This is a genomic window from Enterobacter sp. ECC_219_Taxon_10, assembly GCF_058354905.1.
Map to the genome: position 1 here is coordinate 4,874,903 of NZ_CM178005.1, position 20,533 is coordinate 4,895,435.

Annotated in this window: 14 protein-coding genes, 1 tRNA gene and 3 rRNA genes; 5 read left to right on the top strand and 13 right to left on the bottom strand. The window is 53.4% G+C overall.

Annotation, left to right across the window (positions count from 1 at the left end; genetic code table 11):
* Positions 1 to 158: 158 nt before the first annotated feature.
* Positions 159 to 2,951 carry a DNA polymerase I gene (gene polA, locus AC4ICF_RS23135; protein ID WP_491466137.1) on the bottom strand — a complete coding sequence of 931 codons (2,793 nt, stop codon included), beginning with the start codon at positions 2,949 to 2,951 and terminating at the stop codon, positions 159 to 161.
* A 440-nt stretch (positions 2,952 to 3,391) separates the two neighbouring features.
* Here polA and yihG point away from each other — a divergent pair, with 440 nt between their 5' ends.
* A complete protein-coding gene (gene yihG / locus AC4ICF_RS23140) occupies positions 3,392 to 4,300 on the top strand; it encodes a 1-acylglycerol-3-phosphate O-acyltransferase, YihG family (RefSeq protein WP_316380684.1) in 909 nt (302 codons plus the stop codon).
* A 23-nt stretch (positions 4,301 to 4,323) separates the two neighbouring features.
* On the opposite strand, the gene dsbA is transcribed toward yihG, so the two are convergent.
* From dsbA to AC4ICF_RS23155, 3 genes are all read right to left on the bottom strand, one after another.
* The gene (gene dsbA / locus AC4ICF_RS23145; RefSeq protein ID WP_028014899.1) at positions 4,324 to 4,947 is read right to left on the bottom strand and encodes a thiol:disulfide interchange protein DsbA; all 624 of its coding nucleotides are present in this window, start codon (positions 4,945 to 4,947) and stop codon (positions 4,324 to 4,326) included.
* Between the two features lie 27 nt (positions 4,948 to 4,974).
* Complete coding sequence (locus AC4ICF_RS23150; protein ID WP_316380683.1) at positions 4,975 to 5,961, bottom strand: serine/threonine protein kinase; 987 nt, start codon at positions 5,959 to 5,961, stop codon at positions 4,975 to 4,977.
* 75 nt (positions 5,962 to 6,036) lie between these two features.
* Entirely contained in the window at positions 6,037 to 6,306 is a 270-nt protein-coding gene (locus AC4ICF_RS23155; protein WP_008501866.1) for a YihD family protein, read from the bottom strand.
* Between the two features lie 68 nt (positions 6,307 to 6,374).
* Between AC4ICF_RS23155 and mobA the strand changes: the two genes are divergently transcribed.
* On the top strand, positions 6,375 to 6,959 hold the full coding sequence (gene mobA, locus AC4ICF_RS23160) for a molybdenum cofactor guanylyltransferase MobA (RefSeq protein ID WP_316380682.1): 585 nt from the start codon (positions 6,375 to 6,377) through the stop codon (positions 6,957 to 6,959).
* A complete protein-coding gene (gene mobB, locus AC4ICF_RS23165) occupies positions 6,956 to 7,459 on the top strand; it encodes a molybdopterin-guanine dinucleotide biosynthesis protein MobB (protein WP_116343729.1) in 504 nt (167 codons plus the stop codon). Before mobA ends, mobB begins: the two co-directional genes overlap by 4 nt.
* A 99-nt stretch (positions 7,460 to 7,558) precedes the next feature.
* On the opposite strand, the gene rrf is transcribed toward mobB, so the two are convergent.
* The 4 genes from rrf to AC4ICF_RS23185 form a co-directional block, all read right to left on the bottom strand.
* Positions 7,559 to 7,674, bottom strand: a 5S ribosomal RNA gene (gene rrf, locus AC4ICF_RS23170).
* A gap of 71 nt (positions 7,675 to 7,745) precedes the next feature.
* A 23S ribosomal RNA gene (locus AC4ICF_RS23175) occupies positions 7,746 to 10,650 on the bottom strand.
* A 192-nt stretch (positions 10,651 to 10,842) separates the two neighbouring features.
* Positions 10,843 to 10,918 (bottom strand) — tRNA-Glu (locus AC4ICF_RS23180).
* 85 nt (positions 10,919 to 11,003) lie between these two features.
* Positions 11,004 to 12,543: ribosomal RNA gene (locus AC4ICF_RS23185) — 16S ribosomal RNA — on the bottom strand.
* The 16S, 23S and 5S rRNA genes sit together here with 1 tRNA gene alongside, the layout of an rRNA operon.
* A gap of 452 nt (positions 12,544 to 12,995) precedes the next feature.
* Between AC4ICF_RS23185 and AC4ICF_RS23190 the strand changes: the two genes are divergently transcribed.
* Both AC4ICF_RS23190 and mdtD read left to right on the top strand, forming a co-directional pair.
* Positions 12,996 to 13,703, top strand: a complete 708-nt coding sequence (locus AC4ICF_RS23190; RefSeq protein ID WP_116343677.1) for a FadR/GntR family transcriptional regulator — start codon at positions 12,996 to 12,998, stop codon at positions 13,701 to 13,703.
* Complete coding sequence (gene mdtD, locus AC4ICF_RS23195) at positions 13,700 to 15,133, top strand: multidrug transporter subunit MdtD (protein WP_116343676.1); 1,434 nt, start codon at positions 13,700 to 13,702, stop codon at positions 15,131 to 15,133. The genes AC4ICF_RS23190 and mdtD overlap by 4 nt, the downstream gene beginning before the upstream one ends.
* On the opposite strand, the gene rbsR is transcribed toward mdtD, so the two are convergent.
* From rbsR to rbsA, 5 genes are all read right to left on the bottom strand, one after another.
* The gene (rbsR, locus tag AC4ICF_RS23200) at positions 15,099 to 16,091 is read right to left on the bottom strand and encodes a ribose operon transcriptional repressor RbsR (protein WP_316380807.1); all 993 of its coding nucleotides are present in this window, start codon (positions 16,089 to 16,091) and stop codon (positions 15,099 to 15,101) included. The genes mdtD and rbsR overlap by 35 nt on opposite strands.
* Positions 16,092 to 16,094: 3 nt before the next feature.
* Entirely contained in the window at positions 16,095 to 17,024 is a 930-nt protein-coding gene (gene rbsK, locus AC4ICF_RS23205) for a ribokinase (RefSeq protein WP_163330066.1), read from the bottom strand.
* Positions 17,025 to 17,132: 108 nt separating this feature from the next.
* Positions 17,133 to 18,023, bottom strand: a complete 891-nt coding sequence (rbsB, locus tag AC4ICF_RS23210; protein ID WP_013099394.1) for a ribose ABC transporter substrate-binding protein RbsB — start codon at positions 18,021 to 18,023, stop codon at positions 17,133 to 17,135.
* A gap of 27 nt (positions 18,024 to 18,050) precedes the next feature.
* Positions 18,051 to 19,016 (bottom strand): ribose ABC transporter permease, encoded by a 966-nt coding sequence (gene rbsC / locus AC4ICF_RS23215; protein ID WP_047360514.1) that lies wholly within the window; start codon positions 19,014 to 19,016, stop codon positions 18,051 to 18,053.
* 4 nt (positions 19,017 to 19,020) lie between these two features.
* Positions 19,021 to 20,526 (bottom strand): ribose ABC transporter ATP-binding protein RbsA, encoded by a 1,506-nt coding sequence (rbsA, locus tag AC4ICF_RS23220; protein WP_233003484.1) that lies wholly within the window; start codon positions 20,524 to 20,526, stop codon positions 19,021 to 19,023.
* Between the last annotated feature and the right edge of the window lie 7 nt (positions 20,527 to 20,533).

The following is a 20,533-nucleotide window of genomic DNA, read 5'->3' on the forward strand; positions in this document are numbered from 1 at the left end:
TGTACCCTACGTCGATAACTCTACCCCTTTTTTTGCTGTAGAAAAAGCACTTTTTGTAGTTTTTTTTCATTCTTTACATAGGGAATTCTAATGATCGTCACAAAACGCGCTTTGTTATGTTGCTAACTTACATAAAAAGCGCGTTATTCATTGAACCTTTAGTGAGCCTGATCCCAGTTTTCACCACTTCCCACTTCCACCAGCAACGGCACGTCTAGCGTCATGCTGCTTTCCATGAGTTCGTGGATCTTTTTCGACACAGTATTGAGATCGTCTTTGTGCACTTCAAACACCAGTTCATCGTGTACCTGCATGATCATTTTCACGCACGGCTTCTCTTTCTCCAGCCAGGCATCAACGGCAATCATGGCGCGCTTGATGATGTCCGCCGCGGTTCCCTGCATCGGGGCGTTGATCGCCGCACGTTCTGCGCCAGCGCGGCGGGCCGCGTTGCTGGATTTGATGTCCGGGAGATAGAGACGACGGCCATCCAGGGTTTCAACGTAGCCTTTCTCTTTCGCCTGCGCGCGGGTACGTTCCATATATTCCAGCACGCCCGGGTAGCGTTCGAAGTAGAGATCCATATACTTCTGCGACTCTTTACGCGGAATGTTGAGCTGGCGAGAAAGACCAAACGCGCTCATGCCGTAGATCAGACCGAAGTTGATCGCTTTTGCACTGCGGCGCTGTTCGTTGGTCACGCTCTCCAGCGGCAAACCAAAGACCTCCGCCGCGGTCGCACGGTGGATGTCTTTCCCTTCCGCAAATGCCGTCAGCAGACCTTTGTCACGGGACAGATGCGCCATAATGCGCAGTTCGATTTGCGAGTAGTCAGCCGAGACAATCAGGTAATCCTCCGGGGCGATGAAAGCCTGACGAATGCGGCGCCCTTCTTCATTACGCACCGGGATGTTCTGCAGGTTAGGATCGGTTGACGAGAGGCGTCCCGTGGCCGCGACAGCCTGATGATACGACGTGTGCACGCGACCCGTTTTCGGGTTGATCATCAGCGGAAGTTTGTCCGTGTAGGTAGACTTAAGCTTCGCGAGACCGCGGTACTCCAGAATCACTTTTGGCAGCGGGTAGTCCAGCGCCAGCTCTTCCAGCACCTCTTCTGAGGTTGACGGTGCGCCGCCAGGGGTTTTCTTCAGCGGCTTGATACCTTGCTTTTCAAACAGGATGGTTTGCAGCTGCTTCGGTGAAGAAAGGTTAAACGGCTCGCCTGCAAGATCGTGCGCTTTCTGCTCAAGCTCGGTCAGACGCTGCGCCAGCTCCCCGGAGTGGTTATGCAGCACCGTTGGGTCGATTTTCACGCCGTTACGTTCAATCCGTGACAGCACGGGCACCAGCGGCATCTCGATATGCTGGAACACGTTCAGCGGACCTTCGTGCTTCTGCAGTTTTGGCCACATCTTCAGGTGCAGCTGCAGCGTGACGTCGGCGTCTTCCGCCGCGTAGCGCCCTGCTTCTTCAAGAGCGATCTGGTTAAATGTGAGCTGATTTTTCCCTTTACCGGCAATCTCTTCAAAGGTGATGGTTTTGTGCTTGAGCCAGCGGTCAGATAAGGAATCCATATCATGACGACCCGCGACGCTGTCCAGAATGTAAGATTCGAGCATAGTGTCGAAGGCAATCCCGCGCAGTTCAATGCCATAGTTCTGCAGAATACCGCGGTCGTACTTGAGGTTTTGCCCGACCTTGAGCGCCTTTTCATCTTCCAGAATCGGCTTCAGCAGCTCAAGCACGCGCTCGCGGGAGATCTGCTCCGGCGCATCCAGGTAGTCGTGCGCCACAGGAACGTAGGCGGCAATACCCGGCTCTGTCGCGAAGGACAATCCCACCATATTGGCTGAGATGTTGTCGAGGCTGTCAGTTTCGGTGTCAAAGGCAAAGACCGGCGCTTTTTTCAGTTTCTCGATCCAGGCGATCAGCTGTGGCTCTTCCAGAACGGTTTCGTAGTTGTCGAAGGAGAGCGCAGCGGCTTCTTCTTCCGCCTGCTCTTCGGCATCAACGACAATCGTCTCCTTCGGCTTCGCAGCTGGTTTGGCCCCTTTTGCCTGCAGCCATTTACCGGCTTCCACGTCAGTGGTCCAGCGCTTGAATTCGTATTTCTTAAACAGGCTCAGCAGGTCGTCAGCGGAAGGCTGTTGCACTTCCAGCTGCTCACAGCCCAGCTCCAGTTCCACATCGGTTTTAATCGTTGCCAGCTTATAGGAGAGATAAGCCACCTCTTTGTTCTCTTCCAGCTTCCCGGCCATGGTTTTTGCGCCACGGAAGGAAAGGCTGGCGATTTTGTCTGATTCCGCGTAGAGCGTGTCCAGACCACCCAGCCCCTGGAGCAGCGCCTGCGCGGTTTTTTCACCAACGCCGGGGACGCCAGGGATGTTATCCGAGGAGTCACCCATCAACGCGAGGAAGTCGATAATGAGCTCTGGCGGCACGCCATACTTAGTGACCACTTCTTCCGGCCCCAGAATGGTGTTGGTCATGGTGTTTATCAGGGTGATACCTGGCGTCACCAGCTGGGCCATATCTTTATCGCCGGTGCTGATCAGTACCGGACGGCCCATTTTTTCCGCTTCACGCGCCAGCGTACCGATGACGTCGTCGGCTTCCACGCCAGAGACGGCCAGCAGCGGCAGGCCCATTGCTTTCACCATGGCGTGCAGCGGTTCAATCTGCGCACGCAGATCGTCAGGCATTGGCGGACGATGGGATTTGTAATGCTCAAACAGCTCATCGCGGAAGGTTTTGCCTTTCGCATCAAAAACGACAGCCGCATGGGTGGGCTGGTACTGAAGGATCAGGCTGCGCAGCATGTTCAGCACGCCGTACATTGCGCCGGTAGGTTCCCCTGCGCTATTGGTCAGAGGAGGAAACGCATGGTACGCCCGATACAGGTAAGAAGAGCCGTCGACGAGAATAAGTGGGTTTTCTGGGATCTGAACCATAATGTCCGTGCCTTTAATCAATTTATGCGTAAAGGATGCCACAGAAGGATGAAAACATCAGTTATTCAGGTTCGATACAGGAAAAGATTTTGCGATCGTGAGGATCGCTCGCAAAACTCAAACTGTGGATAAGTTTGTGAATATTTTCACTTCAAATGAAAAACAGATGCTAAATACAGCTATGCGTTGAGAATAAATCATTACATATCAGCTTGTTAAACACTAACACTGTATGATAATAGCCTGATGGTGACAATTTAGTCTATGTGGATATAAGTCCTGAATAGCGCACAGTATTAGAGAAATCTTCTGCGTCAGGGGAAAAGCCGTCAATTGAAGACATGAAAGCGCCATTATTTTGTCATTTTTCTGATAAAATCAGCGCCCAGCGCCGAATTATCGGCCGCTTCATTAAAGCTAACCACCTGAAAAAGCTCATCATGTCGAAATTGCTCGCTGCAATAACATTACCGCTAAGCATCATTTTAACTATTCTGGTGACGATTGCCTGTTCTGTGCCGATCATTATCGCCGGGATCGTTAAACTGCTGCTGCCTGTGCCTGCGGTGTGGCGATCCGTCTCTGCGTTTTGTAATTTCATGATGTATTGCTGGTGTGAAGGACTGGCGATCCTGCTGTGCCTGAACCCGCATCTGAAGTGGGATGTCGAAGGGCTGGAGAGCCTGAACAAAAAGAACTGGTACCTGCTGATTTGCAATCACCACAGCTGGGCAGACATCGTGGTGTTATGCGTGCTTTTCCGCAAACATATCCCGATGAACAAATACTTCCTGAAGCAGCAGCTCGCCTGGGTGCCTTTTATCGGGCTGGCCTGCTGGGCCCTCGATATGCCGTTTATGAAACGCTATTCGCGCAGCTATTTGATTCGTCATCCGGAGCGTCGCGGTAAGGATGTGGAGACCACGCGCCGTTCCTGTGAAAAGTTTCGCGCGCATCCAACAACCATCGTGAACTTTGTTGAAGGCTCCCGGTTTACGGAAGAGAAGCGTCAACAAACTCGCTCTCCTTATCGGCATTTGCTCCCGCCAAAGGCGGCGGGTATTGCGATGGCGCTTAACGTGCTGGGTGCACAGTTCGATAAACTTCTGAACGTTACGCTCTGCTATCCGGAAAATGACAGGACGCCGTTCTTCGATATGCTCAGCGGCAAGCTGACGCGCATTGTTGTTCGGGTGAATTTAGTGCCGATCGATGTCGAGCTGCACGGTGACTACGTTAACGATAAGAATTTCAAACGTGGTTTCCAGCAGTGGCTTAATACGCTCTGGAAAGAGAAAGACCAACAGATAGACAGCATTAAATCCTCATACAAAAACGCCGGTCAGTGACCGGCGTTTTCATATCAACGAAATTACTTCTTCTCAACCAAATATTTCACGGTATCGGCATACTGCTGTACAAAGATATCCATGCTGCTGGTGTCCATGCCCTGCATGTTCAGCTGATATTTGCCGTTAACAAACATCGCCGGAACGCCCTGAAGCTGCAGGTCCGCGGCCGCTTTTTCCTGCTGAGCCACCAGAGATTTCACCACAAAGCTGTTCCACGCGGCGTCGTACTCTTCACCTTTCACGCCGGCATCAACGAACACTTTACGGATATCCGCAGTGGTCTGAACGGTCTGAGTTTTCTGTACGGCTTCGAACATTGGAGCAGTGATTTTATCTTCCACACCCAGCGCCATCGCAACCGCCCACGCCTGAGTCAGGTCTTTACCCAACGGGCCCAGGAACTCAACGTGGTACTTGGTCATTTTGGTGCCTTCCGGCAGCTTTTTCTTCACGTTGTCAGAAACATGCAGCACCTCTTCGAATTGATAGCAGTGCGGGCAGTAGAACGAGAAGAATTCCAGAACCTGTGGCTCGCCAGCAACCGGCTTTTCCAGCGTGATGAACTGTTTACCGTCGGTAAACTGCGCAGCAGAAGCGCTAAATGCCAGAATCATACCTGCCAGCGCCAGCCAAATTTTTTTCATGATTAACTCTCTCCTGGGTGTGTCCAATTAATACATCGGCGTTAATTGCAGAGGGGGTTCCTGAAGAACCTTAACCTGCTGAGTGAATGTAGATATCTGGCTACGCCAGTAATCTTCTCCGGTAAGCCACGGGAAATTACGGGGAAATGCGGGATCGTCCCAACGCCTGATTAACCATGCGAGATAATAAACAAAACGCATAGAACGTAAAGGCTCAATCAGGGCAATTTCGTCTGAATTAAACGGGCTAAATTCTTCATAGGCTTCAATAATCGTTTCAAGCTGCATGCGCTGCTCGGCTTTGTCGCCATTGAGCAGCATCCACAGATCCTGAACCGCTGGTCCCATGCGCGCATCGTCGAGATCGACAAACAGCGGGCCATCGCGCCAGAGGATATTTCCGGCGTGACAATCGCCATGCAGGCGCAGAACGGAAATATCATCACGCCAGCAGGCTTTCACCACAGCAATAAGCTTATCGGTGGCGTTGAGGAAATTATCCTTTAGCGCAGTGGGGATCAGCGCAGACGTTTCAAATACCTGACGTGGTTCGGTGAGATATTCCTGAATCCCGAGCGTTGGTCGGGCAGTGAACGCTGTTTTACGTCCCGTCTGATGAATGCGTCCCAGATAGCGAGCAACCCACTCCATCTGATCGATACTATCCGCTTCAAACTGGCGGCCACCCAGACTGGGGAATACGGCGTAGTAAAACCCTTCATGCGTGTGCAGCGTTTGGTTATTGAACTTTATCGGCGCGGCAACAGGGACGTCATCACCCAGCAGATCGTGAGCAAACTGGTGCTCTTCCTGAATTTGCTGTGCAGACCAACGTTCAGGGCGATAGAACTTTACGACGAAGCGCTGACGATCCTCGTCCTGAAATTGATAGACGCGGTTTTCGTAGCTATTTAACGGGGTTAGCCCTGAATCCACACGAATACCCTGTTCAAACAGGGCATCCATAATGGTATCCGGGTGTAGTGTCTGGAAAGTAAAAGCCTGGTCGTTCATCCGATCATCCGGAAATTATACGAATGATTCAGGATATCATCTTGTGGCGATTTCGGTGGCTCCGCTTACAAGCTTTTACTCTTTAATTACGCCTCGGGCGCGCAGCAGCGCAGTTTTAAAATCTTCCTCATAATCCTTCTGAATACCAGGAATAACAGCATCTTTGGCCGAGTCGCGCATTTTGAGGTGGTAGATCAGGATGTCGTCAGAAAGGTCTGCCAGATCGCCGTCAAAACCTGACTCTTTCGCCAGTTTTTGTAAGAATTGCATCAGATTCAGCTCTGGCTCTTTTTGCCAGGCTGGCTGGAGGAGTTCAATGACTTCATTCAGACGTTTACATTTCATGGTGGTGCTCCTTTCATTTAGAGTGACACGTTAGCAGGGTCAATCCCACAATAAAAGAGGCGATATTAGTGAATGAGAGCCAGAAAATCATCGGTGTCGTTCTGGCCGGTGGCAGAGCGACGCGAATGGGCGGAGAAGATAAGGGGTTACAGCGCCTGAATGGCAAGCCCTTATGGCAGCACGTCGCTGATACGCTTGTCAATCAGGTTTCGGCCATGGCGCTCAGCGCTAATCGCCATATTGATATTTACCAACGCAGCGGGTTTCCCGTTTATCAGGATAATCTTGCAGATTATCCGGGACCGCTGGCTGGCATGCTTTCGGTGATGCAGCAGTCGCAGGGCGAGTGGTTTCTCTTTTGTTCGTGTGATACGCCATTTATACCCACTTGCCTGGTAGAGCGAATGGTGCAACAGCGAGGTGAATCGCCCGTGGTCTGGGTGCATGACGGCGAGCGCGACCATCCAACTATCGCGCTCGTTAACAAATCGTTGATTCCGGACATGAGCGACTATCTGGCTGCCGGTGAACGAAGAGTTATGGTGTTTATGCGCAAGGTTGGCGGACATGCTGTTGATTTTAGCGACATGAAAACATCCTTCGTGAATGTGAACACGACAGAAGATTTACAGGCCATGCAGGAGAAGAGATGACACCTGTTTTAGCAATCTCCGCCTGGAGCGGTACGGGAAAAACTACGCTGCTGAAAAAACTGATACCCGCGCTGTGCGCCCGCGGCATCCGTCCAGGCTTGATTAAACACACGCACCATAATATGGATGTCGATAAGCCGGGCAAAGATAGCTATGAACTGCGTAAAGCGGGTGCGGCGCAAACGATGGTGGCAAGCAACCAGCGCTGGGCGTTGATGACAGAAACGCCGGATGAGGCACCGCTGGATCTTGCGTATCTGGTCAGCCGGATGGATCATTCCACGCTGGATCTGGTGCTGGTTGAGGGATTTAAGCATGAGGCCGTACCTAAGATCCTGCTGTTCAGAAGCGATGCCGGGCATGATTTCAGCGAGTTAACGCTGGATGAGCATGTGATTGCGGTGGCCAGTGATGTTGTATTGCCGCTTGAAGTTCCGTTACTGAATTTGAATGATGTGGATGGGATTGCAGAGTTTGTTGTGAAGTGGAGTGCGGTCTGACTTGCCGGGTGGCAGCTTTGCCTTACCCGGCGCCTACCGTTTTTTAGTCTATAAACGCAAAAAGGCCATCCTTGCGGATGGCCTCTTTACTTAATTGATGCCTGGCAGTTCCCTACTCTCACATGGGGAGACCCCACACTACCATCGGCGCTACGGCGTTTCACTTCTGAGTTCGGCATGGGGTCAGGTGGGACCACCGCGCTAAAGCCGCCAGGCAAATTCTGTTAATCTGTATCAGGCTGAATATTGTTTGTGTCTCTCACCGCCAAAACACCTTCGGCGTTGTAAGGTTAAGCCTCACGGTTCATTAGTATCGGTTAGCTCAACGCATCGCTGCGCTTACACATCCGACCTATCAACGTCGTCGTCTTCAACGTTCCTTCAGGAGACTTAAAGTCTCAGGGAGAACTCATCTCGGGGCAAGTTTCGTGCTTAGATGCTTTCAGCACTTATCTCTTCCGCATTTAGCTACCGGGCAGTGCCATTGGCATGACAACCCGAACACCAGTGATGCGTCCACTCCGGTCCTCTCGTACTAGGAGCAGCCCCCCTCAATTCTCCAGCGCCCACGGCAGATAGGGACCGAACTGTCTCACGACGTTCTAAACCCAGCTCGCGTACCACTTTAAATGGCGAACAGCCATACCCTTGGGACCTACTTCAGCCCCAGGATGTGATGAGCCGACATCGAGGTGCCAAACACCGCCGTCGATATGAACTCTTGGGCGGTATCAGCCTGTTATCCCCGGAGTACCTTTTATCCGTTGAGCGATGGCCCTTCCATTCAGAACCACCGGATCACTATGACCTGCTTTCGCACCTGCTCGAGCCGTCACTCTCGCAGTCAAGCTAGCTTATGCCATTGCACTAACCTCCTGATGTCCGACCAGGATTAGCTAACCTTCGTGCTCCTCCGTTACTCTTTGGGAGGAGACCGCCCCAGTCAAACTACCCACCAGACACTGTCCGCAACCCGGATTACGGGTCCACGTTAGAACACCAGCCATTAAAGGGTGGTATTTCAAGGACGGCTCCACGCAGACTGGCGTCCACGCTTCAAAGCCTCCCACCTATCCTACACATCAAGGACCAGTGTTCAGTGTCAAGCTATAGTAAAGGTTCACGGGGTCTTTCCGTCTTGCCGCGGGTACACTGCATCTTCACAGCGAGTTCAATTTCACTGAGTCTCGGGTGGAGACAGCCTGGCCATCATTACGCCATTCGTGCAGGTCGGAACTTACCCGACAAGGAATTTCGCTACCTTAGGACCGTTATAGTTACGGCCGCCGTTTACCGGGGCTTCGATCAAGAGCTTCGCGTTGCCGCTAACCCCATCAATTAACCTTCCGGCACCGGGCAGGCGTCACACCGTATACGTCCACTTTCGTGTTTGCACAGTGCTGTGTTTTTAATAAACAGTTGCAGCCAGCTGGTATCTTCGACTGATTTCAGCTCCGCCCGCAGGGGCTTCACCTACATATCAGCGTGCCTTCTCCCGAAGTTACGGCACCATTTTGCCTAGTTCCTTCACCCGAGTTCTCTCAAGCGCCTTGGTATTCTCTACCTGACCACCTGTGTCGGTTTGGGGTACGATTTCGTGTTACCTGATGCTTAGAGGCTTTTCCTGGAAGCAGGGCATTTATCACTTCAGCACCGTAGTGCCTCGTCATCACGCCTCAGTGTTAAAGTGAACCGGATTTGCCTGGAACACACACCTACACGCTTAAACCGGGACAACCGTCGCCCGGCTGACATAGCCTTCTCCGTCCCCCCTTCGCAGTAACACCAAGTACAGGAATATTAACCTGTTTCCCATCGACTACGCCTTTCGGCCTCGCCTTAGGGGTCGACTCACCCTGCCCCGATTAACGTTGGACAGGAACCCTTGGTCTTCCGGCGAGCGGGCTTTTCACCCGCTTTATCGTTACTTATGTCAGCATTCGCACTTCTGATACCTCCAGCAGCCCTCACAGGCCACCTTCAACGGCTTACAGAACGCTCCCCTACCCAACAACGCATAAGCGTCGCTGCCGCAGCTTCGGTGCATGGTTTAGCCCCGTTACATCTTCCGCGCAGGCCGACTCGACCAGTGAGCTATTACGCTTTCTTTAAATGATGGCTGCTTCTAAGCCAACATCCTGGCTGTCTGTGCCTTCCCACATCGTTTCCCACTTAACCATGACTTTGGGACCTTAGCTGGCGGTCTGGGTTGTTTCCCTCTTCACGACGGACGTTAGCACCCGCCGTGTGTCTCCCGTGATAACATTCTTCGGTATTCGTAGTTTGCATCGGGTTGGTAAGCCGGGATGGCCCCCTAGCCGAAACAGTGCTCTACCCCCGAAGATGAGTTCACGAGGCGCTACCTAAATAGCTTTCGGGGAGAACCAGCTATCTCCCGGTTTGATTGGCCTTTCACCCCCAGCCACAGGTCATCCGCTAATTTTTCAACATTAGTCGGTTCGGTCCTCCAGTTAGTGTTACCCAACCTTCAACCTGCCCATGGCTAGATCACCGGGTTTCGGGTCTATACCCTGCAACTTAACGCCCAGTTAAGACTCGGTTTCCCTTCGGCTCCCCTATACGGTTAACCTTGCTACAGAATATAAGTCGCTGACCCATTATACAAAAGGTACGCAGTCACACCACGAAGGTGCTCCCACTGCTTGTACGTACACGGTTTCAGGTTCTTTTTCACTCCCCTCGCCGGGGTTCTTTTCGCCTTTCCCTCACGGTACTGGTTCACTATCGGTCAGTCAGGAGTATTTAGCCTTGGAGGATGGTCCCCCCATATTCAGACAGGATACCACGTGTCCCGCCCTACTCTTCGAGTTCACAACCTGTGCATTTTCGTGTACGGGACTGTCACCCTGTACCGTGCGACTTTCCAGACGCTTCCACTAACACACAAGCTGATTCAGACTCCGGGCTGCTCCCCGTTCGCTCGCCGCTACTGGGGGAATCTCGGTTGATTTCTTTTCCTCGGGGTACTTAGATGTTTCAGTTCCCCCGGTTCGCCTCGTTAACCTATGTATTCAGTTAACGATAGTGCAACGAATTGCACTGGGTTTCCCCATTCGGACATCGCCGGGTCAAAGGTTCATATCACCTCGCCGGCGCTTTTCGCAGATTAGCACGTCCTTCATCGCCTCTGACTGCCAGGGCATCCACCGTGTACGCTTAGTCGCTTAACCTCACAACCCGAAGATGTTTCTTTCGATTCATCATCAAATTGCGAAAATTTGAGAGACTCGAACACACATAACATGTGTGTCGTTTCAATTTTCAGCTTGATCCAGATTTTTAAAGAGCAAATATCTCAAACATGACTCGTAAGTCAGTTTTGAGATATGACGGCAGGTGACTTTCACTCACGAACCAGCAAGTGGCGTCCCCTAGGGGATTCGAACCCCTGTTACCGCCGTGAAAGGGCGGTGTCCTGGGCCTCTAGACGAAGGGGACACTGAAGTCTCAATCGCAAGACGCCTTGCTGCTTACTTTTCATCAGACAATCTGTGTGAGCACTACAAAGGCAGGTTCTTTAAGGTAAGGAGGTGATCCAACCGCAGGTTCCCCTACGGTTACCTTGTTACGACTTCACCCCAGTCATGAATCACAAAGTGGTAAGCGCCCTCCCGAAGGTTAAGCTACCTACTTCTTTTGCAACCCACTCCCATGGTGTGACGGGCGGTGTGTACAAGGCCCGGGAACGTATTCACCGTGGCATTCTGATCCACGATTACTAGCGATTCCGACTTCATGGAGTCGAGTTGCAGACTCCAATCCGGACTACGACGCACTTTATGAGGTCCGCTTGCTCTCGCGAGGTCGCTTCTCTTTGTATGCGCCATTGTAGCACGTGTGTAGCCCTACTCGTAAGGGCCATGATGACTTGACGTCATCCCCACCTTCCTCCAGTTTATCACTGGCAGTCTCCTTTGAGTTCCCGGCCTAACCGCTGGCAACAAAGGATAAGGGTTGCGCTCGTTGCGGGACTTAACCCAACATTTCACAACACGAGCTGACGACAGCCATGCAGCACCTGTCTCAGAGTTCCCGAAGGCACCAAAGCATCTCTGCTAAGTTCTCTGGATGTCAAGAGTAGGTAAGGTTCTTCGCGTTGCATCGAATTAAACCACATGCTCCACCGCTTGTGCGGGCCCCCGTCAATTCATTTGAGTTTTAACCTTGCGGCCGTACTCCCCAGGCGGTCGACTTAACGCGTTAGCTCCGGAAGCCACGCCTCAAGGGCACAACCTCCAAGTCGACATCGTTTACGGCGTGGACTACCAGGGTATCTAATCCTGTTTGCTCCCCACGCTTTCGCACCTGAGCGTCAGTCTTTGTCCAGGGGGCCGCCTTCGCCACCGGTATTCCTCCAGATCTCTACGCATTTCACCGCTACACCTGGAATTCTACCCCCCTCTACAAGACTCTAGCCTGCCAGTTTCGAATGCAGTTCCCAGGTTGAGCCCGGGGATTTCACATCCGACTTGACAGACCGCCTGCGTGCGCTTTACGCCCAGTAATTCCGATTAACGCTTGCACCCTCCGTATTACCGCGGCTGCTGGCACGGAGTTAGCCGGTGCTTCTTCTGCGGGTAACGTCAATCGACAAGGTTATTAACCTTATCGCCTTCCTCCCCGCTGAAAGTACTTTACAACCCGAAGGCCTTCTTCATACACGCGGCATGGCTGCATCAGGCTTGCGCCCATTGTGCAATATTCCCCACTGCTGCCTCCCGTAGGAGTCTGGACCGTGTCTCAGTTCCAGTGTGGCTGGTCATCCTCTCAGACCAGCTAGGGATCGTCGCCTAGGTGAGCCGTTACCCCACCTACTAGCTAATCCCATCTGGGCACATCTGATGGCAAGAGGCCCGAAGGTCCCCCTCTTTGGTCTTGCGACGTTATGCGGTATTAGCTACCGTTTCCAGTAGTTATCCCCCTCCATCAGGCAGTTTCCCAGACATTACTCACCCGTCCGCCACTCGTCACCCGAGAGCAAGCTCTCTGTGCTACCGTTCGACTTGCATGTGTTAGGCCTGCCGCCAGCGTTCAATCTGAGCCATGATCAAACTCTTCAATTTAAGTTTGATGCTCGTGAATTAAACTTCGTAATGAATTACGCATGTTCACTCAGAGACTTGGTATTCATTTTTCGTCTTGCGACGTTAAGAATCCATGTCACTTTGAGTGCCCACACAGATTGTCTGATAAATTGTTAAAGAGCAGTGCCGCTTCGTTTTCGCTGCGGCGCGGGGTGTGCATATTACGCTTTCCCGCTTCAGAGTCAAGCGTTTATTTTGCCTTTCTCTGCTGACCCGGCGGCGTGTGTGCCGTTGTTCCGTGTCAGTGGAGGCGCATTATAGGGAGTTATTCTTAAGTGACAAGAGGAAACTTAAAAAAAGTTTCTGTCCGCGTTTTTTTTCACCAACAGCGGTGAAATCAAGCTACAAATTGTTCTATTTGATGTATCTGCAACCACAATCACATTCGAGGTGGCATAATTATCAGCATGAAACATTAAGGAATAAAAGCGATGCCATTAAGCGCACAACAGCTAGCCGCCCAAAAAAATCTGTCCTATGTGCTGGCAGAAAAGCTGGCGCAGCGGATTTTAGCGGGTAAATATGCCCCGGGCAGCATCTTGCCGGGTGAAATGGAGCTGGGTGAGCAGTTCGGGGTGAGCCGTACTGCCGTTCGCGAAGCGGTGAAAACGCTGACGGCAAAAGGCATGGTGCTTCCACGCCCTCGTATTGGCACGCGCGTGATGCCACAGAGTAACTGGAATTTTCTCGATCAGGAGCTGCTCTCCTGGTGGATGACTGAAGATAACTTTAATCAGGTTGTCGATCACTTTCTGGTGATGCGCAGCAGTCTGGAACCCCAGGCATGTCTGCTTGCCGCCTCGCTCGGAACGGCAGAGCAGAAAGCGCAGCTTAACGCACTGATGGAAGAGATGGTGTTCCTGAAAAAACACTTCAACCGGGAACGCTGGGTTGAGGTCGATATGGCCTGGCATGAACACATCTATATGATGAGCGCCAATCCGTTCCTGACCTCCTTTGCCTCGTTATTCCATTCGGTGTACCACACCTACTTTACCTCTATTACACAAGACGAAGTGGTAAAGCTGGATTTGCATCAGGCGATAGTGGATGCCATTCAGGAGAGCGACGGGCAGCGAGCCCTGACTGCATGCCAGGCATTGCTGACCGCGCCAACCCACCAGCAGGTAAATAAATGACAGAGAAAAAAGCACGCAGCATGGCCGGATTGCCGTGGATTGCAGCCATGGCGTTCTTTATGCAGGCACTGGATGCAACCATCCTCAATACGGCGCTTCCCGCTATCGCGCAAAGCCTTAACCGCTCCCCACTGGCAATGCAGTCCGCCATCATCAGCTATACCCTGACGGTTGCGATGTTGATCCCGGTTAGCGGCTGGCTGGCCGATCGCTTCGGCACCCGCAGAGTTTTCATGCTGGCCGTAACGCTATTTACGCTCGGTTCGCTGGCCTGCGCGCTTTCAACATCCTTAACGGAGCTGGTTATCTTCCGCGTGCTGCAGGGAATTGGCGGCGCGATGATGATGCCGGTGGCGCGCCTTGCCTTGCTGCGTGCCTATCCACGCAGCGAACTGCTTCCCGTACTCAACTTCGTCACCATGCCGGGGCTGGTCGGCCCAATACTAGGCCCGGTTCTCGGCGGGGTACTGGTTACCTGGGCAAGCTGGCACTGGATTTTCCTGATTAATATTCCGATTGGCGTGGCAGGGCTGATCTATGCCCGCAAATATATGCCGAACTTCACCACGCCAAGGCGCAGCTTCGATATGGGCGGCTTTTTCCTGTTTGGCCTGAGCCTGGTGCTGTTCTCCAGTGGGATGGAGCTCATTGGCGAGAAGATCGTTGAAACGTGGCTGGCACTCGCCGTCATCCTCAGCGGTATTCTGCTGTTCCTTCTTTATATACGTCATGCGCGTCGTCATCCGACACCGCTTATCTCTTTATCTCTCTTTAACACCCGAACCTTTTCCGTCGGGATCGCGGGCAATATTGCCTCACGTCTGGGCACGGGCTGCGTACCGTTCCTGATGCCATTGATGCTGCAGGTGGGTTTCGGCTATCCGGCGCTGATTGCCGGCTGCATGATGGCGCCCACGGCAATGGGTTCCATTCTGGCGAAATCAACGGTCACTCAGGTACTGCGCTGGTTTGGCTATCGTAAGACGCTGGTTGGCGTGACGGTCTTTATCGGTCTGATGATTGCGCAATTCTCGCTACAATCCGCCGCGTTACCGGTCTGGATGCTGATCCTGCCGCTGTTTGTGCTGGGGATGGCGATGTCAACGCAGTTCACATCGATGAATACCATTACCCTTGCGGACCTGACCGACGAGAACGCCAGCAGCGGCAACAGCGTGCTGGCGGTGACTCAACAGCTGTCGATCAGCCTCGGGGTAGCCGTGAGTGCGGCGGTACTGCGGTTCTACGAAGGGTTTGACGGTACCAATACCGTTGAGCAGTTCCACTATACCTTTATCACCATGGGCGTGCTGACGGTGGTGTCGGCGCTGGTCTTTATGCTGTTAAAACCGAAAGACGGCCGCAACCTGATCAAAGAGCGACACAAAGCAAAGGCTAAACCGAACCCCGTTCCATCAGAACAGGAGTAAGCTGCAGACGTTGCTGCTGCAGCGTGGGCTGCGCCATTCGGTGAATCAACACATCAATGGCCAGCTCACCCAGTTCATCTTTAGGCTGATGAATGGTGGTCAGCGGCGGCGTCATGTAGCGCGCCAGTTCGATATCATCGTAGCCCACTATCGCCATATCGTCCGGCACGCGAAGTCCCGCCTGATACAGCGCCTGATAGGCACCAAACGCCATTGCATCGTTACCGATAAACACCGCCTGCGGGCGAGGATCCTGCGCCAGCAGCTTCTGCATAGCCTCGAAACCGCCATTAAATTCAAAATCACCGGTGATTCGGTAGCCATCAGGAATGGCAAGCTCAGCTCTCTCCATTGCAGAGAGATACCCTTCCAGACGCAGGCGCGCCGGGGTTTTATCCAGCGGGCCGGTAATACAGGCAATGCGAGTATGACCTTTATCGATCAGATGCTGAGTCGCCATATCGCCGCCCAGCAGGGAGTTATCCTGAATCAAATCGCTGGTACCGTCGAAGGGTGCCCAGTCCATCATCACCGTGGGAATAGAGGGGTAGCGCTGGATGATCTCTTTCGAGGGTTGATGCGTTTCGGTACAGAGCAGCAGCAGCCCGTCGACGCGTTTTTGCATCAGCGTTTCCAGGTTGCGGTTCATGCGCTGCTCGTCGCCTTCGGTATTGCACAGCACCAGGCTGTAGCCACGCTCAAAGCAGCTGCGTTCTACGCCACGAACAAGTTCAGAATAAAAAGGGTTGGTACTGGCGGTGATCAGCATACCGATGGTGCGCGTCTGGTTAAGCTTCAGACTGCGCGCCAGCGCCGACGGCGCATAGTTGAGATCTTTTACTGCGGCTTCGACTTTCTCACGAATCGCCTCGCTGACGAAGCGGTCGTTATTAATAACGTGAGAGACAGTCGAAGTAGAAACGCCCGCCATGCGGGCGACATCTTTCATCGTAGCCAAACGTTACCCCTGCTGACTTAAGAATTCATCGATCTCTTTGCGCCACGGAACGGAAGGCTGTGCGCCTTTGCGCGTCACCGCAATCGCGGCGGCGGCATGCGCAAAGCGGATGGCATCATCCATTACGTTTCCTTCCAGCAGCGCCGTCACCAGCGCACCGTTAAAGGTGTCTCCTGCGGCGATAGTATCAATGGCTTTGACCTTAAAGCCCGGCACGCGACGCCCTTCGCCGTTTACGCTTGCCCACACCCCACGGCTGCCAAGAGTAATGATAACGGTCCCGATGCCTTTTGCATGCAGCACTTTCGCCGCACGCGCGGCATCGTCGTCATTTTCAACGCGAATGCCCGTCAGCTTTTCGGCTTCGGTTTCGTTCGGCGTAATGATGTCCACCAGCGCCAGCAGCTCGTCTGATAATACACGGGCTGGGGCCGGGTTAAGTACGACAGTGGTATGATTTTCATGCGCAATTTTCGCCGCAGCCAACACGCTTTCAACCGGTGATTCCAGCTGCATCAGCAGGGCTTCCGCTCCAGCGATGATTCCGCGTTGCGCTTCAACGCGTTCTGTCGTTAACGCAGCATTAGCCCCCGCATGAATACCGATGACATTCTCACCTTCCGCATTGACGAAAATCAGCGCCACGCCGGTAGATTCCCCTTCGACTACGCTCACTGGCGCAACATCAATGTTGTCGCTCGCCAGCTGTTTGCGTACGCGCTCACCGGTGTCGTCATCCCCCGTACAGGCGATAAATGCGATATTCGCCCCACTGCGTCCGGCGGCGACGGCCTGGTTTGCGCCTTTACCACCAAAGGCCACCTGGTACTGGTTACCCGTGACGGTTTCGCCCGGCGTGGGGAAGGTTTCAAGGTTAAGAATGTGATCGGCATTGATACTGCCAAGGACGACGAGGTTGCCTGCGGTTTTCATGGTTGAGCTGTCCATCTGAGAGCGCCACCGGTGTTACCCGGTGGCGTATGCCACACTTTTCTTTTATTTGGTGTCCCTCAGGCAGCCAGCGACTGCCTGAATCGCCTTTTACTGCTTAATGACCAGCTTCAGGTCAACCGGATATTTGGCCTGAACTTTTTCGCCCTTCAGCACTTTATCGGCAGTTTGCACGCCAGTGGCGCCAATCTGCTCAGGCAGCTGAGCGATGGTCGCAGCCAGTTTGCCATCATTTACTGCTTTTTCACCATCCGGCGTGCCGTCAAATCCGACAACCATCACATCAGATTTACCTGCAGTCTGCAGGGCACGCAGCGCGCCCAGCGCCATTTCGTCGTTCTGGGCGAACACTGCCTGCACATCAGGATGCGCGGTCAGCAGGTTCTGCATGACGTTCAGACCTTTAGTACGGTCGAAGTCTGCTGGCTGGCTCGCCAGCACGTTGAATTTATGTGCTGCTACAGCCTGCTGGAAGCCTTCACCACGCTCGCGGGCAGCGGACGTACCGGCAATGCCCTGCAGTTCGATAACTTTCGCGCCTTCACCGGCTTTCTTCGCAATGTAGTCACCGGCGATTTTACCGCCCAGCACGTTATCAGAAGCAATGTGGCTGACCACGTCGCCTTTCGTCGCCTGACGGTCCAGGGTAATGACCGGGATTTTTGCCTGGTTTGCCATCTTCACGGCGTTACCTACAGCGTCAGAATCGGTTGGGTTGATCAGCAGAATTTTAGTACCACGAACGGTTAAGTCCTGAACGTTAGCCAGCTCTTTCGCCGGGTTGTTCTGAGAATCCAGCACCACCAGGTTGTAGCCCAGCTTGTCCGCTTCTTTCTGCGCGCCGTCCTTCAGGGAGACGAAGAACGGGTTGTTCAGCGTGGAGATAACCAGCGCGATGGTGTCTTTAGCCATGGCGTTAGCACTTACGGTTGCGCTCAGCGCGACAGCGGAAACCAGGGTAGCCAGTTTTTTCATGTTCATATCTAAGATGTCCTGTAGTGTCGTCAGTTACTGTTTTTTGTTGTCTACCAGTACCGCCAGCAAAATCACCACTGCCTTAACGATCATCTGGTAATAGGAGGAAACACCTAACAAATTCAAACCATTATTCAGGAAACCAAGAATCAGTGCGCCGATCAATGTCCCAACAATGCGACCTTTACCGCCCGCAAGACTCGTACCGCCCAAAACCACTGCTGCAATGGCGTCCAGCTCATAACCCGTACCCGCCGTCGGCTGCGCGGAGGAGAGGCGCGCCACTTCGATGATGCCCGCCAGGGAGGCCAGCAGGCCACACAGGGAGTAAACGATAATTTTGACTTTATTAACGCTGATACCGGACAGGCGCGTTGCCGCTTCGTTACCACCCAGCGCATAGATATAACGGCCCAGACGGGTGTGATGCAGCATGTACCACGCCGCCAGGAAGACGATAGCCATGATCCAGACCGGCGTTGGAATGCCCAGCGGGCGGCCAATACCGAACCAGCCAAACAGATCCGCGTTATCGGTAAAGCCGGTATTGACCGGGCTACCGTTGGTGTAAACCATGGTTACACCGCGCAGCAGCAGCATCATTACCAGCGTAGCGATAAACGCCTGAACGCGGCCCTTTGCCACAATCACGCCGGTTACAGCGCCTATCGCCGCGCCAGCTGCCAGGGCCGCAGCAACAGCCACCAGCGCGTTAACTTCAATACCAACAATCGAAGCGGCGATCGCACCGGTGAGCGCCAGCAGGGAACCGACGGACAGATCGATACCCGAGGTCAAAATCACCAGCGTCATGCCGACCGCCATAATAGCGTTCACCGACGTCTGCTGCAGAATGTTGAACAGGTTATTCACGGTGAAGAAATTCGGGCTCATGGTCGACACAATCGCGATCAGCACCAGCAGGGCAATCAGCGATTTTTGTTCCATCAGCCATGCCTTTGTGAAATAGCGGCGACCAGAAACAGCCTGGGTAGTCATCTTCTTACTCCTGATTCACGCGATTAAGCTTGCCCACAGCGGCAGCCATCAGAACTTCCTGGGTGGCCTGCTCGCGAGTGAATTCACCGCCGAGATGCCCTTCATGCATGACGATAATGCGATCGCTCATGCCTAATACCTCTGGCATCTCGGAAGAGACCAGAATGATGCTCAGACCGTCGGCCTTAAACTGGTTAATCAGCTGATAGATCTCTTTCTTCGCGCCCACGTCCACGCCGCGGGTTGGCTCGTCGAGGATCAATACTTTCGGGCGCGTCATCAGCCCGCGGGCAATAGCCACTTTCTGCTGATTCCCGCCGGACAACAGGCCAATCGCCTGCTCCATTGACGGAGTTTTGACGTTGAAGAGACGGATAAAATCGCTGACCGCCTGCTGCTCGTCTTTATGCTTCAGGCTCCCACCGCTATGGCTGAAATAGCGCAGTGCGGTAAGCGACATGTTCTCTTTTACCGACATACCCAGCACTAAGCCGTCGCGCTTACGGTCTTCGGATATATAGACGATGCCGTTCGCCAGGCCGTCCTGCGGCGAGCGGGTCACCACTTCATGACCGTCGAGGGTGACATAACCGCTGGTGCGCGGCAGTGCGCCGTAGAGCACTTTCATCAGCTCGGTACGGCCTGCGCCCATCAGGCCCGCCACGCCCAGGATCTCCCCCTGACGCAGGGTAAAGGTCACGTCGTTCACACCCGGACCGCAGAGGTTGTCCACCTTCAGGCGGATCTCACCTGGCGCTTTGTCCAGACGCGGATACTGATCTTCAAGCTTGCGTCCCACCATCATTTCGATGAGCGTATCTTCGGTCAGCGTCGCCACTTCGCGCTCGGCAATAAACTGCCCGTCGCGGAAGACGGTGACGTCGTCGCAGATTTCGAAGATCTCTTTCATGCGGTGAGAAATATAGACAATCCCACGTCCCTGCGACTTCAGCTCGCGGATAACGCGGAACAGGGATTCGGTTTCGGTATCGGTCAGGGCGTCGGTCGGTTCATCCATAATGATGACCTTCGACTCAAAGCTCAGCACCTTCGCGATTTCCACCATCTGCTGATCGCCGATGGAGAGATCGCCCACCAGGCGGTCGCTTTTAAAGCGCAGGTTCAGCTTCGCCAGGAGTTTATCCGCTTCGGCGTACATGGTTTTCCAGTCGATTTTGCCGAACCTGTTCACAAACTCGCGGCCGAGGAAGATATTCTCTGCAATAGTGAGCTGCGGGATAAGGTTCAGCTCCTGGTGAATAATGCCGATGCCCGCTTCCTGTGAAGATTTCGGGCCGTTAAAGGTGGTCTCTTTGCCCAGCCATAGCAACGAACCGGCATCGCGCTGGTAGATCCCGGTCAGCACTTTCATCATGGTGGATTTGCCGGCGCCGTTTTCCCCCACCAGCGCCATCACGCGCCCGGGGTAGACGTTCAGCGCCGCGCCGGAGAGGGCTTTTACGCCCGGGAACGACTTATCGATCCCTTTAAGTTGCAGTAATGCTTCCATGATGGCC

Bases quoted from the DNA above. Each gene is read 5' to 3' on its own strand.
- rbsA (WP_233003484.1), bottom strand. From the start codon at position 20,526: ATGGAAGCATTACTGCAACTTAAAGGGATCGATAAGTCGTTCCCGGGC.
- AC4ICF_RS23190 (WP_116343677.1), top strand. From the start codon at position 12,996: ATGCCATTAAGCGCACAACAGCTAGCCGCCCAAAAAAATCTGTCCTAT.
- mobB (WP_116343729.1), top strand. From the start codon at position 6,956: ATGACACCTGTTTTAGCAATCTCCGCCTGGAGCGGTACGGGAAAAACT.
- polA (WP_491466137.1), bottom strand. From the start codon at position 2,951: ATGGTTCAGATCCCAGAAAACCCACTTATTCTCGTCGACGGCTCTTCT.
- mdtD (WP_116343676.1), top strand. From the start codon at position 13,700: ATGACAGAGAAAAAAGCACGCAGCATGGCCGGATTGCCGTGGATTGCA.
- dsbA (WP_028014899.1), bottom strand. From the start codon at position 4,947: ATGAAAAAAATTTGGCTGGCGCTGGCAGGTATGATTCTGGCATTTAGC.
- rbsB (WP_013099394.1), bottom strand. From the start codon at position 18,023: ATGAACATGAAAAAACTGGCTACCCTGGTTTCCGCTGTCGCGCTGAGC.
- rbsK (WP_163330066.1), bottom strand. From the start codon at position 17,024: ATGAAAACCGCAGGCAACCTCGTCGTCCTTGGCAGTATCAATGCCGAT.
- rbsC (WP_047360514.1), bottom strand. From the start codon at position 19,016: ATGACTACCCAGGCTGTTTCTGGTCGCCGCTATTTCACAAAGGCATGG.
- AC4ICF_RS23150 (WP_316380683.1), bottom strand. From the start codon at position 5,961: ATGAACGACCAGGCTTTTACTTTCCAGACACTACACCCGGATACCATT.
- yihG (WP_316380684.1), top strand. From the start codon at position 3,392: ATGTCGAAATTGCTCGCTGCAATAACATTACCGCTAAGCATCATTTTA.
- AC4ICF_RS23155 (WP_008501866.1), bottom strand. From the start codon at position 6,306: ATGAAATGTAAACGTCTGAATGAAGTCATTGAACTCCTCCAGCCAGCC.